Source organism: Geodermatophilus ruber (assembly GCF_900114385.1).
GTDB classification, from domain to species: Bacteria; Actinomycetota; Actinomycetes; order Mycobacteriales; family Geodermatophilaceae; genus Geodermatophilus; species Geodermatophilus ruber.
On record NZ_FOSW01000002.1, the window covers coordinates 37,842 to 58,865 of the forward strand.

At 73.0% G+C, this 21,024-nt stretch carries 21 protein-coding genes; 12 read left to right on the plus strand and 9 right to left on the minus strand.

Going from position 1 to position 21,024, the window contains the following annotated elements; translation table 11 throughout:
- Positions 1 to 155: 155 nt before the first annotated feature.
- The 5 genes from BMZ50_RS02955 to BMZ50_RS02975 all read right to left on the minus strand — a co-directional run bounded on the left by BMZ50_RS02955 (position 156) and on the right by BMZ50_RS02975 (position 3,929).
- Positions 156 to 578, minus strand: a complete 423-nt coding sequence (locus BMZ50_RS02955) for a hypothetical protein (protein WP_091321129.1) — start codon at positions 576 to 578, stop codon at positions 156 to 158.
- 54 nt (positions 579 to 632) lie between these two features.
- Positions 633 to 1,544, minus strand: a complete 912-nt coding sequence (locus tag BMZ50_RS02960) for an amino acid ABC transporter permease (protein WP_091321130.1) — start codon at positions 1,542 to 1,544, stop codon at positions 633 to 635.
- The gene (locus BMZ50_RS02965) at positions 1,541 to 2,188 is read right to left on the minus strand and encodes an amino acid ABC transporter permease (RefSeq protein WP_091321132.1); all 648 of its coding nucleotides are present in this window, start codon (positions 2,186 to 2,188) and stop codon (positions 1,541 to 1,543) included. The genes BMZ50_RS02960 and BMZ50_RS02965 overlap by 4 nt, the downstream gene beginning before the upstream one ends.
- Positions 2,189 to 2,260: 72 nt before the next feature.
- Positions 2,261 to 3,151, minus strand: coding sequence for a glutamate ABC transporter substrate-binding protein (locus BMZ50_RS02970; RefSeq protein ID WP_091321134.1), 891 nt, complete (start codon positions 3,149 to 3,151; stop codon positions 2,261 to 2,263).
- 22 nt (positions 3,152 to 3,173) lie between these two features.
- The gene (locus BMZ50_RS02975; protein WP_091321137.1) at positions 3,174 to 3,929 is read right to left on the minus strand and encodes an amino acid ABC transporter ATP-binding protein; all 756 of its coding nucleotides are present in this window, start codon (positions 3,927 to 3,929) and stop codon (positions 3,174 to 3,176) included.
- Positions 3,930 to 4,019: 90 nt separating this feature from the next.
- On the opposite strand from BMZ50_RS02975, the gene miaB reads away from it, so the two are divergent.
- On the plus strand, positions 4,020 to 5,471 hold the full coding sequence (gene miaB, locus BMZ50_RS02980) for a tRNA (N6-isopentenyl adenosine(37)-C2)-methylthiotransferase MiaB (RefSeq protein WP_091321139.1): 1,452 nt from the start codon (positions 4,020 to 4,022) through the stop codon (positions 5,469 to 5,471).
- 61 nt (positions 5,472 to 5,532) lie between these two features.
- Here the strand turns inward: miaB and BMZ50_RS02985 are convergent, their stop codons facing one another.
- On the minus strand, positions 5,533 to 6,975 hold the full coding sequence (locus tag BMZ50_RS02985; protein ID WP_091321873.1) for a DUF349 domain-containing protein: 1,443 nt from the start codon (positions 6,973 to 6,975) through the stop codon (positions 5,533 to 5,535).
- Positions 6,976 to 7,015: 40 nt separating this feature from the next.
- Between BMZ50_RS02985 and BMZ50_RS02990 the strand changes: the two genes are divergently transcribed.
- From BMZ50_RS02990 to dapF, 3 genes are read left to right on the plus strand one after another with little or no spacing between them, the layout of a single operon-like run.
- The gene (locus tag BMZ50_RS02990; RefSeq protein ID WP_091321141.1) at positions 7,016 to 7,735 is read left to right on the plus strand and encodes a class III extradiol ring-cleavage dioxygenase family protein; all 720 of its coding nucleotides are present in this window, start codon (positions 7,016 to 7,018) and stop codon (positions 7,733 to 7,735) included.
- Positions 7,732 to 8,655, plus strand: coding sequence for a tRNA (adenosine(37)-N6)-dimethylallyltransferase MiaA (miaA, locus tag BMZ50_RS02995; protein ID WP_218146070.1), 924 nt, complete (start codon positions 7,732 to 7,734; stop codon positions 8,653 to 8,655). The genes BMZ50_RS02990 and miaA overlap by 4 nt, the downstream gene beginning before the upstream one ends.
- Positions 8,652 to 9,524 (plus strand): diaminopimelate epimerase, encoded by an 873-nt coding sequence (dapF, locus tag BMZ50_RS03000; protein ID WP_091321145.1) that lies wholly within the window; start codon positions 8,652 to 8,654, stop codon positions 9,522 to 9,524. The genes miaA and dapF overlap by 4 nt, the downstream gene beginning before the upstream one ends.
- A 21-nt stretch (positions 9,525 to 9,545) precedes the next feature.
- On the opposite strand, the gene BMZ50_RS03005 is transcribed toward dapF, so the two are convergent.
- Positions 9,546 to 9,767: a hypothetical protein gene (locus tag BMZ50_RS03005; RefSeq protein WP_091321147.1), complete on the minus strand. Its 222-nt coding sequence runs from the start codon at positions 9,765 to 9,767 to the stop codon at positions 9,546 to 9,548.
- Positions 9,768 to 9,917: 150 nt separating this feature from the next.
- Here BMZ50_RS03005 and hflX point away from each other — a divergent pair, with 150 nt between their 5' ends.
- The 3 genes from hflX (at position 9,918) to BMZ50_RS03020 (ending at position 13,217) form a co-directional block, all read left to right on the plus strand.
- Positions 9,918 to 11,381, plus strand: coding sequence for a GTPase HflX (hflX, locus tag BMZ50_RS03010; protein WP_091321149.1), 1,464 nt, complete (start codon positions 9,918 to 9,920; stop codon positions 11,379 to 11,381).
- 62 nt (positions 11,382 to 11,443) lie between these two features.
- Entirely contained in the window at positions 11,444 to 12,196 is a 753-nt protein-coding gene (locus BMZ50_RS03015) for a phosphatase PAP2 family protein (RefSeq protein ID WP_245753314.1), read from the plus strand.
- Positions 12,168 to 13,217 carry a hypothetical protein gene (locus tag BMZ50_RS03020; protein WP_245753316.1) on the plus strand — a complete coding sequence of 350 codons (1,050 nt, stop codon included), beginning with the start codon at positions 12,168 to 12,170 and terminating at the stop codon, positions 13,215 to 13,217. The genes BMZ50_RS03015 and BMZ50_RS03020 overlap by 29 nt, the downstream gene beginning before the upstream one ends.
- Positions 13,218 to 13,249: 32 nt before the next feature.
- On the opposite strand, the gene lexA is transcribed toward BMZ50_RS03020, so the two are convergent.
- Complete coding sequence (gene lexA, locus BMZ50_RS03025; protein WP_091321151.1) at positions 13,250 to 14,056, minus strand: transcriptional repressor LexA; 807 nt, start codon at positions 14,054 to 14,056, stop codon at positions 13,250 to 13,252.
- A gap of 593 nt (positions 14,057 to 14,649) precedes the next feature.
- On the opposite strand from lexA, the gene BMZ50_RS03030 reads away from it, so the two are divergent.
- From BMZ50_RS03030 to BMZ50_RS03050, 5 genes are all read left to right on the plus strand, one after another.
- On the plus strand, positions 14,650 to 14,904 hold the full coding sequence (locus BMZ50_RS03030; protein ID WP_143087060.1) for a LysM peptidoglycan-binding domain-containing protein: 255 nt from the start codon (positions 14,650 to 14,652) through the stop codon (positions 14,902 to 14,904).
- 150 nt (positions 14,905 to 15,054) lie between these two features.
- Positions 15,055 to 15,681: a hypothetical protein gene (locus BMZ50_RS03035; RefSeq protein ID WP_143087061.1), complete on the plus strand. Its 627-nt coding sequence runs from the start codon at positions 15,055 to 15,057 to the stop codon at positions 15,679 to 15,681.
- A 421-nt stretch (positions 15,682 to 16,102) separates the two neighbouring features.
- Entirely contained in the window at positions 16,103 to 16,657 is a 555-nt protein-coding gene (gene nrdR / locus BMZ50_RS03040) for a transcriptional regulator NrdR (RefSeq protein ID WP_091321159.1), read from the plus strand.
- Positions 16,658 to 16,761: 104 nt separating this feature from the next.
- On the plus strand, positions 16,762 to 19,623 hold the full coding sequence (locus BMZ50_RS03045; RefSeq protein ID WP_091321161.1) for a vitamin B12-dependent ribonucleotide reductase: 2,862 nt from the start codon (positions 16,762 to 16,764) through the stop codon (positions 19,621 to 19,623).
- A gap of 136 nt (positions 19,624 to 19,759) precedes the next feature.
- Positions 19,760 to 20,527: a DUF2971 domain-containing protein gene (locus BMZ50_RS03050; RefSeq protein ID WP_091321163.1), complete on the plus strand. Its 768-nt coding sequence runs from the start codon at positions 19,760 to 19,762 to the stop codon at positions 20,525 to 20,527.
- A gap of 103 nt (positions 20,528 to 20,630) precedes the next feature.
- On the opposite strand, the gene BMZ50_RS25190 is transcribed toward BMZ50_RS03050, so the two are convergent.
- Positions 20,631 to 20,861, minus strand: coding sequence for a winged helix-turn-helix transcriptional regulator (locus BMZ50_RS25190; RefSeq protein ID WP_425431996.1), 231 nt, complete (start codon positions 20,859 to 20,861; stop codon positions 20,631 to 20,633).
- Positions 20,862 to 21,024: the final 163 nt, after the last annotated feature.

Below are 21,024 nucleotides of genomic sequence, written 5' to 3' on the forward strand. Positions count from 1 at the left end.
GCTCCTGGGCCCGGGATGCTGACGACAGCCGGCGCGAGTCGGCGTCGCTCACTGGCTGAGCGGCACCACCATGGTGACCCTTCCGGGCGGGCAGCGGAACGCTGCCGACTGCCGGATCCGCACCCGCCCGGAGCGGGGCGCCGTGCGGTGGCCGGTCAGCCCGCCGAGCGGGTGGTCGCCGACCAGGCGGTGACGTCCACGGCGACGCCGTCGCTGGCCTCGTCGTCCGGCACCAGCCAGCCGCCCTCCGTGCCCAGGCCGTTGGCCAGCCAGGTCTGGATCTGCAGGTCGAAGGCGCGCTCGGGAGCGGCCGAGGGCCGGCTCACCGGGCCGAGGAAGGTCAGGTCGCTCTCGTCCCCGCCGCGGAACCGCAGCACCACGCGGCAGCGGGACCGCCGGTGCCGGGCCGGCGGGACCACCTCGCGCACGACGGCGGTCTCCGCGCCGGCAGCCGAGGCGAAGTCCGGGGCGGCCGCGCGCATCCGGGTCACGAACTCCTGAGCGGCGTCGGTCGGAGCATCGGGCAACCGCACCACGGCCGGGAGCGGAGGCACGGCGGGTCGGAGAGCGGTGTCCACGCCCTCTCCATCGGCGTACCCGGCGCCCGACGTGACCGTCGGGCGCCGGGATCGTCAGGTGGTGGTGGTGCTCAGGCCGGTGCGCGAGGGCGTGCCCGTCGGTCCGTCCTCCACGCCCGGCAGTTCGTGCACGGCCGCCGCCTTCTTGTTCCGCCGGGTGCGGCGCTCGATGTACTTCGCCAGCTGGGAGAGCAGCACGTTGATCATGATGTAGATCAGGCCGGCGGCCACGTAGATCTGGAACGTGTACTCGTTGCCGAACCGCGGCACGAAGAACTCGACCAGGCTGCGCGCCTGCCGGAGGAGCTCGAAGTAGCTGATGATGAAGCCCAGCGAGCTGTCCTTGAGCAGCACGACCAGCTGGGCCACGAGCACCGGCAGCATCCGCCGGACGGCCTGCGGCAGCAGCACCAGGGTCATCACCTGGCTCTTGCGCATGCCGAGGCCGAGGGCCGCCTCGCGCTGCCCCCGGTCCACCGAGAGGATCCCGGCGCGGAAGATCTCGGCCAGGACGGCGGAGTTGTAGAGCACCAGCCCGCCGGTGAGCGCGGCGAAGGCGCTGATCTCGAGCCCGAACTTCGGCAGCACGAAGTACAGCGCGAAGATGACCACCAGCAGCGGGATGGCCCGGAAGAACTCGATGAACGTGCTCGCCGGGGCGCGCACCCAGGCGTGGTCGGAGAGCCGGCCGACGGCCAGCAGCAGCCCAAGCGCGGTCGCCAGCACCATGCCGACCGCGGCGACCTGCAGCGTGCGCAGCAGCGCCTCGCCGAGGGCCTGCGGCACGCCGCTCCGGGGGTCGGTGAGGATGGCCCACCGCTGCGGGTCCAGCTGCCCGTTGCCGTTGAGCCGGATGAGGACGAAGGCCACGATGCCGGCGATCAGCAGCGCCCCGACGATCGTGCCGATGCGGATGCGGGCCCGCGCCTTGGGGCCGGGCAGGTCGAACAGGACCGGAGTGCTCATCGCAGGATCGCCACCCGTCGCTCGACACGGTGGAGTGCGAACGCCGACGGCACCGTGATCAGCATGTAGCCGACCACCACGCCGATGAGCACCAGCACCAGCTCACCGGCGTTGGCGTTGACCAGGCGGGGCAGCAGGGAGCTCAGCTCGCTCACCGCGAACCCGGCGGCGATCGAGGTGTTCTTCACCATCGCGAGCAGGACGTTGCCCAGCGGGGGGACGACGGTCCGGAACGCCTGGGGGAGTACGACCTCGCGCAGCGACTGGCCGAAGGTCAGACCGAGGGCGCGGGCGGCCTCGGCCTGACCGGAGGCGACGGCGTTGATGCCCGAGCGGACCGCCTCGCAGACGAATGCGGCGGTGTACAGGCCGATGGCGAGCACCGCGCCGGGGAAGAAGCCGATCACGAAGTCGATCTGCGGCAGCCCGAAGATGATGAAGAAGAACACCACCGTCAGCGGGGTGTTGCGGAACGTCTCGACGTAGAAGGTCGCCAGACCGCGCAGCGGCGTGATCGGGCTGACCCGGAAGGCGGCCAGCAGCGTTCCCAGCACCAGCGCCAGCAGCCCGCCCAGCAGGGACAGGCTCAGGGTTGTCAGGAACGCGTCGCGGAACAACCCGAAGTTGTCGACGTAGAACTGCACCGCGCCTCCTTCTCGGGGTCAGGGCAGGCGGAGCGCCGCCGGGGGTCTCACCCGGCGGCGCTCCGGAGGGGATCAGTAGCGGTCGACCTGCGGCGGCTCGGGGGCCTCCTCGCCGGTGATCGCACCCGCGGTGCGGTCCCAGGCGGCGGCCCAGTCGCCGTTCTCGAACGACTCCTCGAGGACGTCGTTGATGAAATTGCGGAACTCGGTGTCACCGAGCTCCAGGCCGATGCCGTAGGGCTCCTCGGTGAACGGCTTGCCCACCAGCTCGAAGCCGTCGGGGTTGCCGGCGACCAGCCCGGTGAGGATCACGTTGTCCGTGGTGACCGCGTCGACCTGGCCGTTGGTCAGGGCGTCGGCGCACTTGGAGTAGACGTCGAACAGCGTCAGCTGGGCGTCGGGGTACTGGTCGCGGATGTTCTGCGCCGGGGTCGAGCCCTCGACCGAGCAGACGTTCTTGCCGGCGAGGTCCTGGGGGCCGGTGATGCCCTCCGGGTTCCCCTTGGCCACCATGATGTCCTGGCCGGCGACGTAGTACGGGCCGGCGAAGTCGACCAGCTGCTTGCGGGCGTCGTTGATCGTGTAGGTCGCCACGACGAGGTCGACCTGGCCGTTCTGGATGAACGGCTCGCGGTTGGCCGACACCGTCTCGGTCCAGGTGATGTCCTCGGGCGCGATGCCCAGCTCGGCGGCGATGAGCTTGCCGACCTCGACGTCGAAGCCCTCCGGGACGCCGTCGGGGTTGAGGAGGCCGAACCCGGGCTGGTCGTACTTGGTCCCGATGGTGATCGAGCCGGCCTCGGCCAGCTCGGCCATCGTGGTGCCCGCCTCGAAGTCGACGTTCTCCTGCACCTCGACGGTGTTGTCGGCGGCCTCCTCGGCCTGCTCGCCGGCGTCGCTGGAGCAACCGGCGAGCACGAGGCCGACGGCCGCCATGGTGGCGGCGTACCGGGTGATGCGCATGTGTGTTCCTTTCTCGCCGGGCTCAGTGTTCGAGGATCTTCGAGAGGAAGTCCTTGGCCCGGGCTGACTGCGGGGTGGTGAAGAAGGTCTCGGGGTCCGCGGACTCGACGATCCGGCCGCCGTCCATGAACACGACGCGGTTGGCCGCGCGGCGGGCGAAGCCCATCTCGTGGGTGACGACGACCATCGTCATGCCGTCGCGGGCCAGCGACGTCATGACGTCGAGGACCTCGTTGATCATCTCCGGGTCCAGGGCGGAGGTCGGCTCGTCGAAGAGCATGACCTTCGGGTCCATGGCCAGGGCCCGGGCGATCGCGACGCGCTGCTGCTGGCCGCCGGACAGCTGAGCCGGGTACTTGTCGGCCTGGGCGGCGACCCCGACCCGCTCCAGCAGCTCGCGGGCCCGCTTCTCCGCGTCGGCCTTCGACTGCCTGCGGACCTTGATCGGCCCGAGGGTGACGTTCTCGAGGATCGTCTTGTGGGCGAAGAGGTTGAAGCTCTGGAACACCATGCCGACGTCGCTGCGCAGGCGGGCGAGCTCCTTGCCCTCCTCCGGCAGGCGCTGGCCGTCGATGGTGATCTCACCCTGCTCGATCGCCTCGAGCCGGTTGATCGCGCGGCACAGCGTCGACTTGCCCGACCCGGACGGGCCGATGACGACGACGACCTCGCCGCGGTCGATGGACAGGTCGATGTCCTGCAGGACGTGGAGTTCGCCGAACCACTTGTTGACGCCGGACAGGCGGACGAGAGGGTCTCCGTTGGAACGGCTGGTCACCCTGGCGACCCTACGGGCGGGCTGCAACCGCGAGCGTGCCCGGCCATCACGAAGGCATAACGAAGCGAGCGCCGTACTCTCGCAGGTGACATGGACAGCCAGGTGGAGGCCCCGCCGCGCACCTACCGGGTGCGCACGTACGGGTGCCAGATGAACGTGCACGACTCCGAGCGGCTTTCCGGTCTGCTCGAGCAGGCCGGCTACGTTGCCGCACCGGAGGGCGCGGACGCCGACGTCGTCGTGCTCAACACCTGCGCGGTGCGGGAGAACGCCGACAACCGGCTCTACGGCAACCTCGGCCACCTGCGGCCGGTCAAGGACGCGCACCCAGGCATGCAGATCGCCGTCGGTGGCTGCCTGGCGCAGAAGGACCGCGGCGAGATCGTCAAGCGGGCCCCGTGGGTCGACGTCGTCTTCGGGACGCACAACGTCGGCTCGCTGCCCGCGCTGCTCGAGCGGGCGCGGCACAACGCCGAGGCGCAGGTGGAGATCGCCGAAGCCCTGGAGGTCTTCCCGTCGACGCTGCCGGCCAAGCGGGACTCCGCCTACTCCGGCTGGGTGTCGATCAGCGTCGGCTGCAACAACACCTGCACGTTCTGCATCGTCCCGTCGCTGCGCGGCACGGAGAAGGACCGCCGGCCCGGGGAGATCCTCGCCGAGGTGCAGGCGCTGGTCGACCAGGGCGTGCTCGAGGTGACCCTGCTGGGTCAGAACGTGAACGCCTACGGCGTCGAGTTCCGCGACCGCGGCGCCTTCGCTGGCCTGCTGCGTGCGACCGGCCGGATCGAGGGCCTGGAGCGGGTGCGGTTCACCAGCCCGCACCCGCGGGAGTTCACCGACGACGTCATCGCCGCGATGGCCGAGACGCCGGCGGTCTGCCACCAGCTGCACATGCCGCTGCAGTCGGGGTCTGACGACGTCCTCCGCCGGATGCGCCGCGGCTACCGGCAGGAGCGCTACCTCGGGATCATCGACCGGGTGCGGGCCGCGATGCCCGACGCCGCGATCACCACGGACATCATCGTCGGCTTCCCCGGTGAGACCGAGGAAGACTTCCAGCAGACCCTCGAGGTCGTGCGCCGGGCCCGCTTCGCCAGCGCCTTCACCTTCCAGTACTCCAAGCGGCCGGGGACGCCGGCGGCGGAGATGGACGGGCAGCTGCCGAAGGCCGTCGTCCAGGAGCGGTACGAACGGCTGATCGCGCTGCAGGAGCAGATCAGCTGGGACGAGAACAAGAAGCAGATCGGCCGGACCGTCGAGCTGCTCGTCGCCGCGGGGGAGGGGAGCAAGGACGCCGCCACCGGCCGGCTGTCCGGCCGGGCCCGCGATGGCCGGCTCGTGCACTTCACCGCGGCGGACGGCGTCCGACCGGGGGACGTCGTGGAGACGGTCGTGACCGACGCCAAGCCGCACTTCCTCGTCGCCGACGGCGCGCTGCTGTCGCACCGCCGGACCCGGGCCGGCGACGCGAGCGAGGCGGGCACCCGGCCGACCACCCCCGGCGTGCTGCTGGGCATGCCGCGCGTCGGCGCCCCCGCCTGAGGGCCCCGTCCGGAGGCTCCCCCCCAGCGTGCGAGGGGGTTGAGGAGGACGGGGCCCTTCTTCAGCGCCGGCTCGCGGCCTTCTCCGCCTCGGCCAGCCACTCCTGCCGGGTCGCCAGGTTGGCCCGCGCCTCCTCTATCCGCCCGGCGTTTCCCGACGCCTCGGCCTTGGCCAGCTGCTCCTCGGCCTTGGTGACCGCCTGGCGCATCGAGGTGACCATCGGGTTCTCCGGCGCGACCCGTGCCCGGGAGGAGTCGACCGCCCCGCGGACGCGCTGCTCGACCGCCTGCATGCGGTCCTCGAGCCCGCGCATGGCGCCCCGCGGCACGTGCCCGATCGCGTCGTAGCGCTCCTGCAGCTTGCGCAGCGCGTTCTGCGCCCCGCGCAGGTCGGTGGTCGGGTCGAGCGCCTCCGCCTCGGCGAGGATCTCCTCCTTGGCCTGCTGGTTGGCCAGCTGCTCGGCGTTGCGCACCTTGTCCGACTCGGCGCGGGCGGTGAAGAAGACGTCCTGCGCGGCGCGGAACTGCTTCCAGAGGTCGTCGTCCCCGTCCCGCCCGGTGCGCGGCACCGCCTTCCAGCGGTCCATGAGGTCGCGCATCGCGGCCGAGGTCGGGCCCCACTCGGTGGAGGTCGCCAGCTGCTGCGCCTCGGCGATCAGCTCCTGCTTGGCCGCGCGGGCCTCGCTGCGCTGCGCGTCCAGGGCGGCGAAGTGGGCCCCGCGCCGGCGACCGAAGGCGTCCCGCGCGGCGGCGAACCGGGACCACAGCGCCTCGTCGGTCTTGCGGTCGATGCCGCGGATCGTCTTCCACTCCTCGACGATCGCCTTGAGCCGGTCGCCGGCGGCCTTCCACGAGGTGGACTCCGCGGCGATCTGCTCGGCCTCGGCCGCCAGCGCCTCCTTGCGGGCGATCTGTGCCGCGCGGGCAGCCGCCTTCTCCGCCCGCGACTCGGCGGCCGCGGAATCGGCGGTCCCGACCATGGCCCGGGCGCGGGCGGCCAGGCCCTCGAGGTCGCCGACGGCGGTGGCGCCGGGGATGGACTCGGCCAGCGCCTGCGCCTTGGCCTTGATCTCGCTCGGGTTGCCGGTGTGCGCCTTCAGGCGCGCCTCCAGCAGCGTGACCTCGGTGGCGAGGTCGTCGTACCGGCGGGCGTAGTGGGCCAGCCCGGCCGCCGGGTCACCCGCCTGCCAGGAGCCGACGGCCCGCTCGCCCTCGGCGGTGCGGACGAAGACCGTGCCCTCCTCGTCCACGCGCCCCCACCGGGCGGGATCGGAGGCCGGCGGGGCGTGGTCGGCGGGAGCGCTCGCGGCGTGCGGCGCCGTCTCCGGGGTCTCCCTGGCGGGCGCGGCGGCCTCCGTCGTCCCCCCGGTCGGCTCGGCGAGGGCGGCGTCGCCCGGCGTGGGCGCCGCCGCCGTCCCGGCCTCGGGGGTGACCGCCTCGGAACCTGCGCTGTCCGCCGCGGGAGCCTGCTGCGAGGGGCTTCCGACGTTCTCCGTGCTCGACACGCACCGCAGTGTCCCACGCCGCATCGAGGAGACTGAGCCGGTGAGCTCCCTCCCCGCCGGCTCCGGCGTCGCGGCGGTGCCCGCCACCGTGTCCGTGGCCTTCTGCCCGTCCCCCCCGCTGCTGCTCCCGGCCGTGGCCGGTCGGGCCGCGGCCGACACCGCCGCACTGCGTGCGGCCTGCGCCGATGCGGTCGACGCCGTGCTCGCCAGCGGTCCCGAGGTGGTCCTCGTGGTGGGTGCGGGAGCCTCCGGCCGGTTCGGTCCCGGCGACGCGGGGGACCTGCGGGGCTTCGGGGTGGACCTGGAGGTGCCCTTCGCCGGGCCGGTGCGGCCCGGCGGCCGGCGCACCCCGCTGCCGCTGACCGTCGGCGCCTGGCTGCTGGACGAGGCGGGGCACGCCGGGGCGCGGCTGGGCGTCGCGCCCGACGAGCTCGGCGCGGTACTGGCCGGCCTGTCCGGCGCGGTGGGGGTCCTGGCGATGGGGGACGGCTCGGCGCGGCGCACCGTCAAGGCGCCGGGCTACCTCGACGAGGCGGCCGGACCGTTCGACGCCGCGGTCGCCGCCGCGCTCGCCGCCGGCGACGCCGCCGCGCTGGCCGCGCTCGACCCGGTCGAGGGGGAGCGGCTGCTGGCCGCGGGCGTGCCCACCTGGCGGGCGGTCGGCGCGGCCCTGGACGGCCGGGAGATCACCGCCCGGCTGCGCGCCGACGAGGCGCCGTTCGGGGTCGGCTACCTGGTCGCGGACTGGCTGGCCCGGTGACCGCACCGCCCCCGGTGGTGGCCCTCGTCGGGCCCACCGCCACCGGCAAGACCGCCCTGGGGGTCGCCCTGGCGCGGCGGCTCGGCGGCGAGGTGGTCAACGCCGACTCCATGCAGCTCTACCGCGGCATGGACATCGGCACCGCCAAGCCCGACGCCGCCGAGCGGGACGGTGTGCCGCACCACCTGCTCGACCTCTGGCACGTGCGCGAGGCCGCCTCCGTGGCCGAGTACCGCCGCCTGGCCCGCGCCGAGATCGACCGGCTGCGGGCCGCCGGGGTGGTGCCGCTGCTCGTCGGCGGCTCGGGTCTGTACGTGCGGGCGGTCCTCGACGAGCTCGATTTCCCCGGCACCGACCCGGGCCTGCGGGCACGGCTGGAGACCGAGCTCGCCGAGGTCGGCCCCGCCGCGCTGCACGCGCGGCTCGCGGCGGTCGACCCGGCCGCCGCGGCGGCGGTGCTGCCCAGCAACGGACGGCGGATCGTGCGGGCCCTGGAGGTCGTGGAGCTCACGGGGGGGCCGTTCCGGGCCAGCCTGCCCGAGCCGCGGCCGCACTACCCCGCCGTGGTCGTCGGTCTGGACCGGGACCCGGCGGAGCTGGACGAGCGGATCGCGCTGCGGGTGGACCGCATGTGGGCCGCCGGCTTCGTCGCCGAGGTCGAGGCGCTGGCCGCCGACGGCCTCCGCGAGGGGCCGACCGCGGCCCGGGCCCTGGGCTACGCCCAGGTGCTGGCGCAGCTGGACGGTGCGCTGACCGCCGACGAGGCGCGGGAGCGGACCGTCACCACCACCCGCCGGTTCGTCCGGCGGCAGCGCTCGTGGTTCCGGCGGGACCGGGGGGCCACCTGGCTCGACGCCGGCCGGCCCGACCTGGCCGAGGCGGCGGCCGCGGTGATCGCCGCGCATACGATCGGCCGGTGAGCGGCACGGCGCGGGTCCTGATCGGGCACGGCACGGAGAACGACTTCGTCGTCCTCCCCGACCCCGACGGCACGGTGTGGCCGGAGGACCGGCTGGACGCGGCGATGGTGCGCCGGCTGTGCGAGCGCCGGTCGGGCCTCGGTGGGGACGGCGTGCTGCGCGTCGTCCGCAGCGTGCACGTGCCCGACGCCCCCGCCGTGCTCGGCGGGTCCCTCGGCCGCTGCGAGTGGTTCATGGACCACCGCAACGCGGATGGCTCCCACGCGGAGATGTGCGGCAACGGGATCCGGCTGTTCCTGCACGGGCTGATCACCGAGGGCCTGCTCGACCGCTCGGCCTGCGCGGCCGGCGTCCTCGTCGGCACCCGCGGCGGGCCCCGCCTGGTGGGGGTGACGCCCGATGGCGGCTACTGGGTCGACATGGGTCCGGCCCGGCCGTTCGGCCACGGGGCGGCCGCGCTCGGCGGCGCCTCGTTCGCCGGCCGCGCGGTCTCGATGGGCAATCCGCACCTGGCCTGCCTCACCGACGTCGACGTCGACACCCTCGACCTCACCGGCGCCCCCGGGGTCGACGCGGGCCTCTTCCCGGAGGGCGTCAACGTGGAGTTCGTGAACGTCGTGGAGCCGGGCGCGCACATCCGGCTGCGGGTGTCCGAGCGCGGCGTGGGGGAGACCCGGTCCTGCGGCACCGGCGCCTGCGCGGCCGCCTGGACGGCGCTCGAGGCGGCCGGCGCGAGCACCGGCCGCGTCGTCGTCGACGTCCCCGGCGGCCGGCTGGCGGTGCGGATCGAGCCGGGGACGACGGTCCTCAGCGGACCGGCGGTGATCGTGGGCGTCGGCGAGCTCAGCCAGGAGTGGCTCGGGAGCTGACCCTCCCCGGGCTGGTCCCGGTCAGGGGTTGTCGGGCGTGTCCGCCCGGGTCTCCGGCTCGTCCGTCGGCGCCTCGGGCTTGTCCGCGGGCCCGACGTTCCCGCTGCCCCGGGGGGCGCCCCGACCGGTGTCCTGGTCGGGGCCGCCGAGGAGGTTGCGCGGTGGGTCGAGGCCCGCGGGGTCCCGGCCCGGGTCGTCGATCTCCCCCTCGCGCCCCGTCGGGCTCGAGCCGGTCTCGCTCATCGGGTGCTCCTCCCGGTCGACCTGCCTCCCTGCCCCCTACCCGGTGGCGGAACGGTCACGCGTGCGGGATGGCCCGGGGCCCTCGCGGTGTTGTACCCGGTGATGACAACTCAGATGACTCGAATCCCGGGGCGTGCCACGCTGGAGTCGATGACGACCGCTCCCGAGTCCGCGCCCACCGACGACCAGGGCTTCACCGACGCCCGTCCTGCCCCCGCCGGGCAGTGGGACGAGCCGGACGACACCACCGGTTCCTACGCGCTCGAGGCGCGAGGGGCGCTGCGCCGGGTCGCCGGCCTCTCCACCGAGCTCGCCGACGTCACCGAGGTCGAGTACCGGCAGCTGCGCCTGGAGCGCGTGGTGCTCGTCGGTGTCTGGACCGAGGGCACGCAGGCCGACGCCGACCGTTCCCTGGCCGAGCTCGCCGCGCTGGCCGAGACTGCCGGGTCGCAGGTCCTGGAAGCGGTCAGCCAGCGCCGGGACAAGCCGGACGCCGGCACGTACGTCGGCTCGGGCAAGGCCACCGAGATCCGCGACATCGTCGCCTCGGTCGGCGCCGACACCGTCATCTGCGACGGTGAGCTGACCCCTGGCCAGCTCAACGCGCTGGAGAAGATCCTCAAGGTCAAGGTGGTCGACCGGACCGCGCTGATCCTCGACATCTTCGCGCAGCACGCGTCCAGCCGGGAGGGCAAGGCGCAGGTCGAGCTCGCCCAGATGCAGTACATGCTGCCGCGGCTGCGCGGCTGGGGTGAGTCGCTGTCCCGCCAGGCCGGTGGCCGGGTCGCCGGCGGTGGCGGCATCGGGACCCGCGGTCCCGGTGAGACGAAGATCGAGACCGACCGGCGGCGGATCCGCGCGCGGGTCAGCAAGTTGCGCCGGGAGATCGCCGGCATGGCGACCGCCCGGGCGACCCAGCGCTCCAGCCGCGGGCGCAACGCCGTGCCGAGCGTGGCGATCGCCGGCTACACCAACGCCGGCAAGTCCAGCCTGCTCAACCGGCTGACCGGCGCCGGCGTGCTGGTGGAGAACGCGCTGTTCGCCACCCTGGACCCGACGGTGCGCCGGGCCCAGTCGCCCGACGGCCGCGAGTACACGCTCACCGACACGGTCGGCTTCGTGCGGCACCTGCCGCACCAGCTGGTCGACGCCTTCCGCTCGACGCTGGAGGAGGTGGCCGCCGCCGACCTGCTGCTGCACGTCGTCGACGGCTCCGACCCCGACCCGCTGGGCCAGATCGACGCGGTCCGCGTCGTGCTCGGCGAGATCGATGCCGCGGCGGTGCCCGAGCTGATCGTCGTGAACAAGGTCGACGCGATGACCGAGGACGACGTGCTCACCCTGCGCCGGGCCCTGCCCGGGGCGGTGTGGGTCTCCGCGCGCACCGGCGAGGGCATCGAGCGGCTCCGCGAGATCGTCGCCGCCCGGCTGCCGCACCCCGACGTCGAGGTCGACGTGCTGGTGCCCTACGACCGGGGCGACCTGGTGGCCCGGATGCACCGCGACGGGGAGGTGCTCAGCGAGCAGCACGAGGCCGTCGGCACGCGGTTGACCGCCCGGGTGGACGGCGCGCTGGCCGCCGCGCTGGAGGAGTTCGCCGCGCCGGTCGCGTGACCGGCGCGGGCCCCCGGTCGGGCGAGGTCACGAAGCGGTCACGGCCCGGTACCGTGAGGTATGTGACCAGCGGCGCGGTGCAGGGGCGTCCCGGCTCGCGCCTGCGGCCGGAACCGGGCGCCGGGGGCGCGCTGCACGAGCGCGTGGTCACGACCGGCCGGCCGCAGTGGTGGCTGCTGATCCTCGCCCTCCTGGTGACCGTCGGCGTGACCGTGGACCTGCTCGGCCGCGGCATCCTGGAACGGATGGACCTGCGGGTCTCCGAGATCGTCAGCGACTGGGAGCTCAAGGAGTCCGCGGCCTACCGGCCGGTGTGGGCGGTCACCCAGCTGGGGGGCCGCGGGTTCATCCTCATCGTGCTGGCCGTGCTGGTGGGATGGCTGGCGTGGCGGCGACGCAGCCTCCTCCCGCTCGTCCGGGTGGTGGTGGCGCTCGCCCTGCTCACCGTCGTCGTGTACGGCTTCAAGTACGGCGCCGGCCGCACCGCGCCCGCCTACCCCGGCTCGTTCTTCCACCGCGACGGCGCCTCCTACCCCTCGGGGCACGTGGCCAACGCGGTCCTCATGTGGGGGGTGGCCCGCTGGCAGGCCGTGGAGTTCCGGCTCGCTCCCCAGGTGCAGCGGGCCTTCTGGGTCCTCAGCGTCGCCGGACCGGTGGCGACGGGTGTGGCCATGGTCTCGCTGGACTTCCACTGGGTGACCGACGCGGTCGTCGGCGCCGCGGTCGGAGTGCTGCTGCTGGGCGTGGTTCACGCGCTGGACGCCCTCGTGCTGTCACGCTGGCTCGGTGCCCGAGCAGGCCGACCGCCCGCGTAGCGGCGTCGCGGGGCGGCGTCTGACGGCGGGGGCCGGCCTCGCCGCCGCGCTCGTCCTCGGCGCCGCCCTGCCGGCATCGGCCGAGGAGCCCACGGCGCCGGTGACGCAGTGCCAGATCGTCGACGAGCGGCTTCCCGAGCTCTCCGGACTGGTCGTCGTCGGGGATCGGATGCTGGCGATCAACGACGGCGGCGATCAGCTGGCCGTCTTCGTGCTCGACGCCACCTGTCGGGTCCTGACGGTGCACACCGCACCGGTCGATCCGTACGACCCCGAGGACCTGGCCGTCGCCGCGGACGGCACCGTCTGGCTCGCCGACACGGGGGACAACGGGGGCACCCGGGAGACCGTCGCGCTGCTCGCGCTGCGACCCGACGGCACGACCGGCCTCTACCGGCTGAGCTACCCCGACGGCCCGCGTGACGTCGAGGCGCTGCTGCTGGCCCCGGACGGCACCCCGTATCTGGTCTCCAAGGAGGTGCTCGGCGCGAGCAAGGTCTACCGACCGGTGACGGCGCTGGTCGACGCGGGCACGGTGGGCCTCACCGAGGTCGCCGGGGTCGACCTGACCCTCACCGGCACCCCGGGTGGGCCGGTAGGCCGCGCCGGGCAGCTCATGGTCACCGGTGGGGCGGTGTCACCCGACGGTCGCTTCGTGGCCCTGCGCACCTACACCGACGCCTACGTGTGGCCGCTGTCGGGATCCGATGTCGCGGGGGCCCTGGCGGGCGAGCCGTCGCGGGTGGCGCTGCCGCCGGCCCCGCAGGGCGAGGCGATCAGCTTCTCCGCCGACAGCAGCGGGCTCGTCGTGGCAGGGGAGGGCGTCCCGAGCGACGTGACCGCGCTCCCGCTGGCCGCGGCCGTGGCTCCGGCCGCGGCCGAGGAGACGCCGGGCGGGTCGCTGTCGGACCTGCTCACCGCCGGCGACGGCGGCCCCTCGCCCGTCACGGCGGCCGTGGTGGCCGCCGTCCTGGCCGCCGGCCTGGTCTGGCTCGGAGGGAAGCTGCGCCGCCGCGGGTGACCGGTTCCCGCGCCGGTCCCCCGAGGAGCGGGTCAGACCCGGCGGAGGACGGTGACGACGCGGCCGAGGATGGTCGCCTCGTCGCCGGGGATCGGCTCGTACGCCGCGTTCTGCGGCATCAGCCAGACGTGCCCGTCGCGGCGCTTGTACGTCTTCACCGTCGCCTCGCCGTCCAGCATGGCCGCGACGATCTCACCGTTCTCGGCGGTCGGCTGCTGGCGGACGACGACCCAGTCGCCGTCGCAGATCGCCGCCTCGACCATCGAGTCGCCGGCGACCTTGAGCATGAACAGCGTCCCCTCGCCGACCAGCTCGCGCGGCAGCGGGAAGACGTCCTCCACGGCCTGCTCGGCCAGCACCGGCCCACCGGCGGCGATCCGTCCGACCAGCGGCACGTACGTGGGAGCCGAGACCTCCTGGGCCCCGCCGACGGTGGGCACGGCGGCCGGTGCCGCCGTCTCCCCGGGGACCTCGCCGGGGGTGCGCACGTCGAGGGCCCGGGGACGGTTGGGATCGCGCCGCAGCCAGCCCTTCTTCTGCAGCACGGTGAGCTGGTGGGCCACGGAGGAGGCCGACGAGAGACCCACGGCCTCACCGATCTCGCGGACCGACGGGGGGTAGCCCCGCCGCTCGATGGAGTCGCGGATGACCTCCAGAACCCGGCGCTGGCGCTGGGTGAGCCCGTCCCCGGCCTCGCCGCGGTCGGGGAACGTGCGGACCGCGCCCTCGCCGGCCGCCCCGGCTCCGGTGGTGCCGCGCTCGCGCCCCGAGGCCGCCCGACGGGACGCGCGGCCCTCGCCCCGCCCCCCGTTGCCCGACGTCCCGCTGGTGCCCGCCACGTCTCCTCCTCGCCGGCTGTGTCACCACAGCTCGTCTCGTGCTCCGGTGCCCGGCCTGCGCCGCCGAGCCCGGGGCCGTGCCCGCGGGCCGTGCGGCCGCGGCGGGCGGGGTGCCCGCCCCGGACGCTAGCGCCCCGGCCCCCGGATTTCAAACGTGTGTTCGAAGCGTGTGGTGTCGCGTCCTGTCGGTGTCGTGCGGTAGACATCGCACATCCGTTCGATCGAACATCTGTTCGGTCGGTGGCTGACCGTCGGGAGGAGACCTCGTGGGAACCGTGTCACAGGCTGTGCTGGACTTCGATGCAGCGGTGCAGACGCCGTGGCGGCCGTCCCTCGCGTCGGGTCGCGGCGCACCCGCGGGCACCGCGCCACGCCCGGCCGGGCCCGCGCCGTCCCGGTCGACGCCGTCCGGGCGGGCGACCCGCCGTCCCCCCGCTCCGGCGGGCGCGGCGGGGCGCCGGGCTCCCCTCGGGCCGGCCGGTCGGGGGCCGGCGTCCGGAGCGCCCGCCGCCCGTGCGGTGCGCGGTGGCTGCTCGTGCCCGGCGCGCCCGGCGGCCGCGCGCGTCCGGCTCACCCGCCGGGGGCGCTGCCTGATGGCGACCCTCGTGGTGGCGACCGGCGTCACCCTCGGCTCCTGGCTCGGCCCGCTGGTCACCGGCGCCGGGGGTGACCTGCGCCTCGCCGGCGCGAGCAGCGTGGTGGTGCAGCCGGGCGACACCGTGTGGTCGATCGCCGCGCGGATCGCCGGCGAGGAGGAGGACGTCCGCGCTGTCGTCGACGCGATCCAGGAGCTCAACGAGCTCAAGGGTGCCGCCGTGGTCCCCGGGCAGGCGCTCCTGCTGCCCTGAGCTGTGCGTGCCGTGGGGCGCTCGTCCCGCACTCCTCCCGGGCGGGGTGCGTGGCGTCAGAGACCGCCAAGGCGGTGGCGCCAGGTTCGTCAACTCTGCGTACTGAGTCGCTGACGCTGTGTAGAAGTTCGGCGACATACGGTCGTTCTCGTGTCAGAAAGCGTGGGCAGCCGAGCGGCCGTCTTCACCCAGCGGCCCCAGGACGTCGAGGTGTACGTGGACGGGGTGTGGCGGCTGGGGTCCATGCTCGGGTGGCGGCATGAAGGTGGCGGCGTCTGCCGGGCCTGGGTGCGCGTGACCGCCGACGGGGTCGAGCGGACGGCGTGGACCGATCTGGTCGACCTGCGACTGCCTCAGCGGCGCCTGACCGTGGCCCCGGAGTCGCCGGCTGGGGTGGAGTGGGGTGCCATGCAGGCCGAGCCTCCTGTCTCCCTGAGCCAGGCTGCTGCGCGCGAACGGCGCGCGGTGGCGGCGCTGTCCGCCGCGGAGTCCCCGGGTGGCGCGCAGCCGAGCTCCCTGGATGCGGCCCGTCGCCGGCGGCGCGCGGCCGACGTCACCGCCGAGATGCCCGCCGTCCGGTCCGGTGACTCCCCGGGGCGGCACCGGGCGCCCAGCATGGTCGGGCGGCACCGTGCGGCCGAGGAGGCGCCGGCCGCGGTGGTGGCGGAGGCTCCCGCGCTCCGCGCGGACGACGACTGCCTCACCCGGCCGCTGCGGCTGGGGAACGGCATCCCCCGGCCTCGCGCGCCGCGCCCGGACGGCGCCCTCAGCCGCTGAGGCGGAACGCGCCCGGGGGCGAGCGGTCCCGGCCCGGGCCGGGGCACGGGTCGGCCCTCACCGTTCGCGGCGCGCACTACACCCCGCCGCCCCGGCTGCGCGACCCCGCCTCGGCGTGTCGCTGTGACGGCTGGGGGAGTTGAGCGCGCCTGGTCACGGCCGTGTTGCGACGGACGACTGTGCGCGTGTCCGCGCTTGCACATCTAGTGGAGCGCGCCTTAGGCTCCCCCTATATCTAGTAGTTGCACCGTTGTAAGCCCGTCCACAGGCCCGTCCTCAGGTTCTCCCCGGAGCGTCCACCGGATGTCCCCAGGAGGGTCCACAGGAACGTCCCGATCCGGTCTGCGCGGTCCTCCGGGACCGCAGCGCCGGAGGTGGGGCGCCGGGCCGGACAAGGGCCCGTGAGAAGAGGGGAGAAGGCGTGCGCTGCCCCTTCTGCCACAACGCCGACAGCCGGGTGATCGACTCGCGTGAGGCCGACGAGGGTGCGACCACCCGCCGCCGGCGGTCCTGCCCGGCCTGCGGTCGCCGCTTCACCACGGTGGAGGAGGCGGTGCTCGCCGTCGTCAAGCGCAGCGGCGTCAGCGAGCCGTTCAACCGCACGAAGGTGATCGCGGGTGTCCGCCGGGCCTGCCAGGGGCGGCCGGTCGACGAGGACCAGCTGCAGCTGCTCGCCCAGCAGGTCGAGGACGCCATCCGCGCCACCGGCGCGGCCGAGGTGCCCAGCCACGAGGTCGGGCTCACCATCCTGCGGCCGCTGCGGGAACTGGACGAGGTGGCCTACCTCCGCTTCGCCAGCGTCTACCGCGCCTTCACCTCCATCGAGGACTTCGAGAAGGAGATCACCGAGCTGCGGGCCCGGCACATCGCCGCCGGGACGCCGCCGCTCCCTGGCATGCAGGAGGACCCGCCGGTCGGCCGCCGGCGGACCGGCGGGCGGGGCCAGGCCGCCCCCGACGGCAACTCCGCTCCATGACGGCGCTGCCCGGCATCTCAGAACTGTCAGCACCACCCGTTAGAACAGAGTGCGGCTCTCTTCCCCAGCCGCCGCAGCCCACAACAAAGGGAGAGCTCCCAGTCATGACCGAGACCGAAGATCGCTTGGCAGGCCGGGCCCGTCGCACGACCAAGGCGACGAGCCGAGGGAAGGGCCTGAAGGTCAAGCGCGTCTTCACGACCGCCGGGGTGCACCCGTACGACGAGGTGACCTGGGAGCGTCGTGACGTCGTCATGACCAACTGGCGGGACGGCTCGATCAACTTCGAGCAGCGCGGCGTGGAGTTCCCCGCCGAGTGGAGCATCAACGCCACCAACATCGTCACCACGAAGTACTTCCGCGGCGCCGTCGGCAGCCCGCAGCGGGAGAGCAGCCTGCGCCAGCTGATCGACCGGGTCGTGCTCACCTACGGCCAGGCCGGCCGCGAACACGGCTACTTCGCCACCGAGAGCGACGCGGAGATCTTCGAGCACGAGCTGACCTGGATGCTGATGCACCAGTACTTCAGCTTCAACTCACCCGTGTGGTTCAACGTCGGCACCAGCGCCCCGCAGCAGGTCAGCGCCTGCTTCATCCTCGCCGTCGACGACGAGATGGATTCGATCCTCAACTGGTACCGGGAGGAGGGGCTGATCTTCAAGGGCGGCTCGGGCGCCGGCCTGAACCTCTCCCGGATCCGCTCGTCGAAGGAGCTGCTGTCCTCCGGCGGCACCGCCTCCGGCCCGGTCAGCTTCATGCGCGGGGCCGACGCCTCGGCCGGCACCATCAAGTCCGGTGGAGCCACCCGGCGCGCGGCCAAGATGGTCGTCCTCGACATCGACCACCCCGACATCGAGGAGTTCATCGAGACCAAGGCGCGCGAGGAGGACAAGATCCGCGCCCTGCGCGACGCCGGCTACGACATGGACCTCGGCGGCAAGGACATCACCAGCGTCCAGTACCAGAACGCCAACAACTCGGTCCGGGTGTCCGACGAGTTCATGCGCGCGGTGGAGGACGGCACGGAGTTCGGCCTGCGCGCCCGGCTCGACGGCTCGGTGATCGAGACCGTCGACGCCAAGACGTTGTTCCGCAAGGTCACCCGGGCCGCCTGGGAGTGTGCCGACCCGGGCATCCAGTACGACGACACGATCAACGACTGGCACACCAACCCCGAGACCGGCCGCATCAACGCGTCCAACCCGTGCTCGGAGTACATGAGCCTGGACAACAGCTCGTGCAACCTGGCATCGCTGAACCTGATGAAGTTCCTCAAGAAGGACGGCACCTTCGACGCGAAGAACTTCGTGAAGGCCGTCGAGCTGGTCATCACGGCGATGGACATCTCGATCTGCTTCGCCGACTTCCCGACCGAGCCGATCGGTGTGACCACCCGCGCCTACCGGCAGCTGGGCATCGGCTACGCCAACCTGGGCGCGCTGCTCATGGCCACCGGCCACGCCTACGACTCGCGTGGCGGGCAGACCCTGGCGGCGGCGATCACCTCGCTCATGACCGGCACCGCCTACCGCCGCTCGGCCGAGCTGGCCGGCATCGTCGGCCCGTACGACGGCTTCGCCCGCAACGCCGACGCCCACGCCCGGGTCATGCGCAAGCACGCCGCGGCCAACGACGCCATCCGCCCGGTCGGCGCCGACGACGCCGACGTGCTCAGGGCCGCCACGCAGCAGTGGCAGGAGTGCCTGGAGATCGGCGCCGGCAACGGCTGGCGCAACGCGCAGGCCTCGGTGCTGGCCCCCACCGGCACCATCGGCTTCATGATGGACTGCGACACGACCGGCATCGAGCCGGACTTCTCGCTGGTCAAGTTCAAGAAGCTGGTCGGCGGCGGCTCCATGCAGATCGTCAACCAGACGGTGCCGCGCGCGCTCAAGAGCCTGGGCTACCAGGAGGAGCAGATCGAGGCGATCGTCGAGTACATCGCCGAGCAGGGCCACGTCGTCGACGCCCCGAGCCTGCGCCCGGAGCACTACGAGGTCTTCGACTGCGCCATGGGCGAGCGGGCCATCCCCCCGATGGGCCACGTCCGGATGATGGCCGCGGTGCAGCCGTTCATCTCCGGTGCCATCAGCAAGACGGTCAACATGCCGGAGTCGGCCACCGTCGAGGACGTCGAGAACATCTACTTCCAGGGCTGGAAGCTCGGCCTCAAGGCGCTGGCGATCTACCGCGACAACTGCAAGGTCGGCCAGCCGCTGTCCGACGCCAAGGCCAAGAAGGTCGAGGCGAAGGCCGAGGAGGCCGCCCCGGCCGCCCTGTCGCACCCGGTGCGCAAGCGGCTGCCGAAGAAGCGGACCAGCATGACCACGTCCTTCAGCGTCGCCGGCGCCGAGGGCTACATGACCGCCGGCATGTACGAGGACGGCAGCCTCGGCGAGGTCTTCCTCAAGCTCGGCAAGCAGGGTTCGACCCTGGCCGGTGTCATGGACGCGTTCTCCATCGGTATTTCGATCGCGCTGCAGCACGGTGTGCCGCTGGAGACCTACATCCAGAAGTTCACCAACATGCGCTTCGAGCCGGCCGGCATGACCGACGACCCCGACATCCGGATCGCCCAGTCGGTGATGGACTACATCTTCCGTCGCCTGGCGCTGGACCACCTGCCGGTGGAGAAGCGGGCCAACCTCGGCATCTTCAGCGCCGAGGAGCGGGCCGCCCAGGTCTCCGGTTACGGCACCTCCGCCGCCACCACCGAGGTGGTCGAGGAGGACGAGGTCGACCTGGAGGCGCTGCGCAGCTCGGCCCCCACCGCGGCCCCGGCCAAGGAGGACAAGCCGAAGGCGGAGAAGTCGCTCAAGGAGGTCCACTCCTCGGCCGAGCTCCTCGAGTTGGTCACCGGCACCGCCACCGACGCGCCGCTGTGCATGACCTGCGGCACGAAGATGCGCCCGGCCGGCAGCTGCTACGTCTGCGAGGGCTGCGGCTCCACCAGCGGCTGCAGCTGATTCTCACCATCTTCACCGTGTCCCCTGCGGGGAAGTGAGTCAGGGCCAACGCCGCGGCCCGGCGTCGCAGTTCTAACCAACACCCGTGTCCCCCCGGAGCTTCTGCTCCGGGGGGACACGCGTTCAGGGAGGCCTCATGTCGTTCGACGACTCTGAACACCCGGACTTCCCGCCGTTGGCAGATGAGACCGTCCTGTGGCGGTACCTCGACCTGCCCAAGTTCCTCGCGGTGATGGAGGACCAGGCGCTGCACTTCACCCGCGCGGATCTCATGGCAGACCGATGGGAGGGCTCCGCCGGCCCGGTCAACCTCGAGGCCGGACCGACTCTCTACGGAGAGGACTACGCGAGGATGCGCCCACAGATGGCGTACGCCCGCCAGCGGATGCGACAGGAGATCTACCTGAACTGCTGGCACGCCTCGGCGCACGAGTCGGCCGCCATGTGGAGCCTCTACCAGAGCAGCGGGCAGGGCATCGCCATCCAGACCACCTGGGGGGCGCTCAAGTCCTCACTCGGCAGCCCGTGGCCGATCCACGGCGGGGCGGTTAGCTACGTCGACTACCGCGTGACCTTCATCCCCGAGGGCAACCTCTTCTCGCCGTTCATGCACAAGCGCGTCAGCTTCGCCCACGAGCGGGAGGTTCGTCTGGTCCTCTGGTCGCACGCGGACCGCGGTCCTCTGGGAACCGTCACGCTCGGAGACGAGAATGCAGCTGCGGCGTCCGGTCCGACGCCGCCGGGCTACGACGTTCCAGTTGACCTCACCCAGATCACGGATCAGGTCTACGTCGCCCCGGAAGCGGCCGGCTGGTACGCGGAGCTTGTTGGCAAGGTCATCAAACGCTACGAGCTGCCCTGGACGGTCCAGCACTCTGACCTGTCTGCTGATCCCATCTGGTGATCGACGTCGAGTCGCAGTGGGGAAGCAGTAAAGGCATTGTCGTGCCTTCGCCTGTGTCCTCGACGGTCCCTTCCTGCCCACGGTGCGGTGGTGGGTTAGCGCATCAAGATTCCGGCTGACTGCTGTGGCGTAGTCGGTGCTCGTTCGTAGTGAGTACCTCGAGGTTGTCCAGATCGTTCTCTACGTCGCGTTCCGACCGAGGTGCGATGTGATGCGCCTCGAGCCGCCGGAGCACTCGCAGGACCCCGGGGTTCGAGAGTCCGACAGCTGACGCGATCTCACGTAGCGAAGCCCCTTGCTCGGCGGCTTCGACGATGAGCCGATCCCGCCTCATTCGCCATTCCTCGCTCTTGCGGTTCGCCGTAGCGAGCTGGCGCGCGAGGTTGGGGGCAAGGGCCACGTCGTGAGCGTACTGGGCGTGGCCCTGCTGCGATCGGGCGGCCACCAACGCTTGTCCGCTGCTTCTGTTAGCGTCTCGGCGCTAACCCAAGCAGCAA

Bases quoted from the DNA above. Each gene is read 5' to 3' on its own strand.
- BMZ50_RS03045 (WP_091321161.1), top strand. From the start codon at position 16,762: ATGACCGAGACCGAAGATCGCTTGGCAGGCCGGGCCCGTCGCACGACC.
- miaB (WP_091321139.1), top strand. From the start codon at position 4,020: ATGGACAGCCAGGTGGAGGCCCCGCCGCGCACCTACCGGGTGCGCACG.
- BMZ50_RS02960 (WP_091321130.1), bottom strand. From the start codon at position 1,544: ATGAGCACTCCGGTCCTGTTCGACCTGCCCGGCCCCAAGGCGCGGGCC.
- BMZ50_RS02970 (WP_091321134.1), bottom strand. From the start codon at position 3,151: ATGCGCATCACCCGGTACGCCGCCACCATGGCGGCCGTCGGCCTCGTG.
- BMZ50_RS03030 (WP_143087060.1), top strand. From the start codon at position 14,650: ATGGCGACCCTCGTGGTGGCGACCGGCGTCACCCTCGGCTCCTGGCTC.
- BMZ50_RS03005 (WP_091321147.1), bottom strand. From the start codon at position 9,767: ATGAGCGAGACCGGCTCGAGCCCGACGGGGCGCGAGGGGGAGATCGAC.
- BMZ50_RS03050 (WP_091321163.1), top strand. From the start codon at position 19,760: ATGTCGTTCGACGACTCTGAACACCCGGACTTCCCGCCGTTGGCAGAT.
- hflX (WP_091321149.1), top strand. From the start codon at position 9,918: ATGACGACCGCTCCCGAGTCCGCGCCCACCGACGACCAGGGCTTCACC.
- BMZ50_RS25190 (WP_425431996.1), bottom strand. From the start codon at position 20,861: ATGAGGCGGGATCGGCTCATCGTCGAAGCCGCCGAGCAAGGGGCTTCG.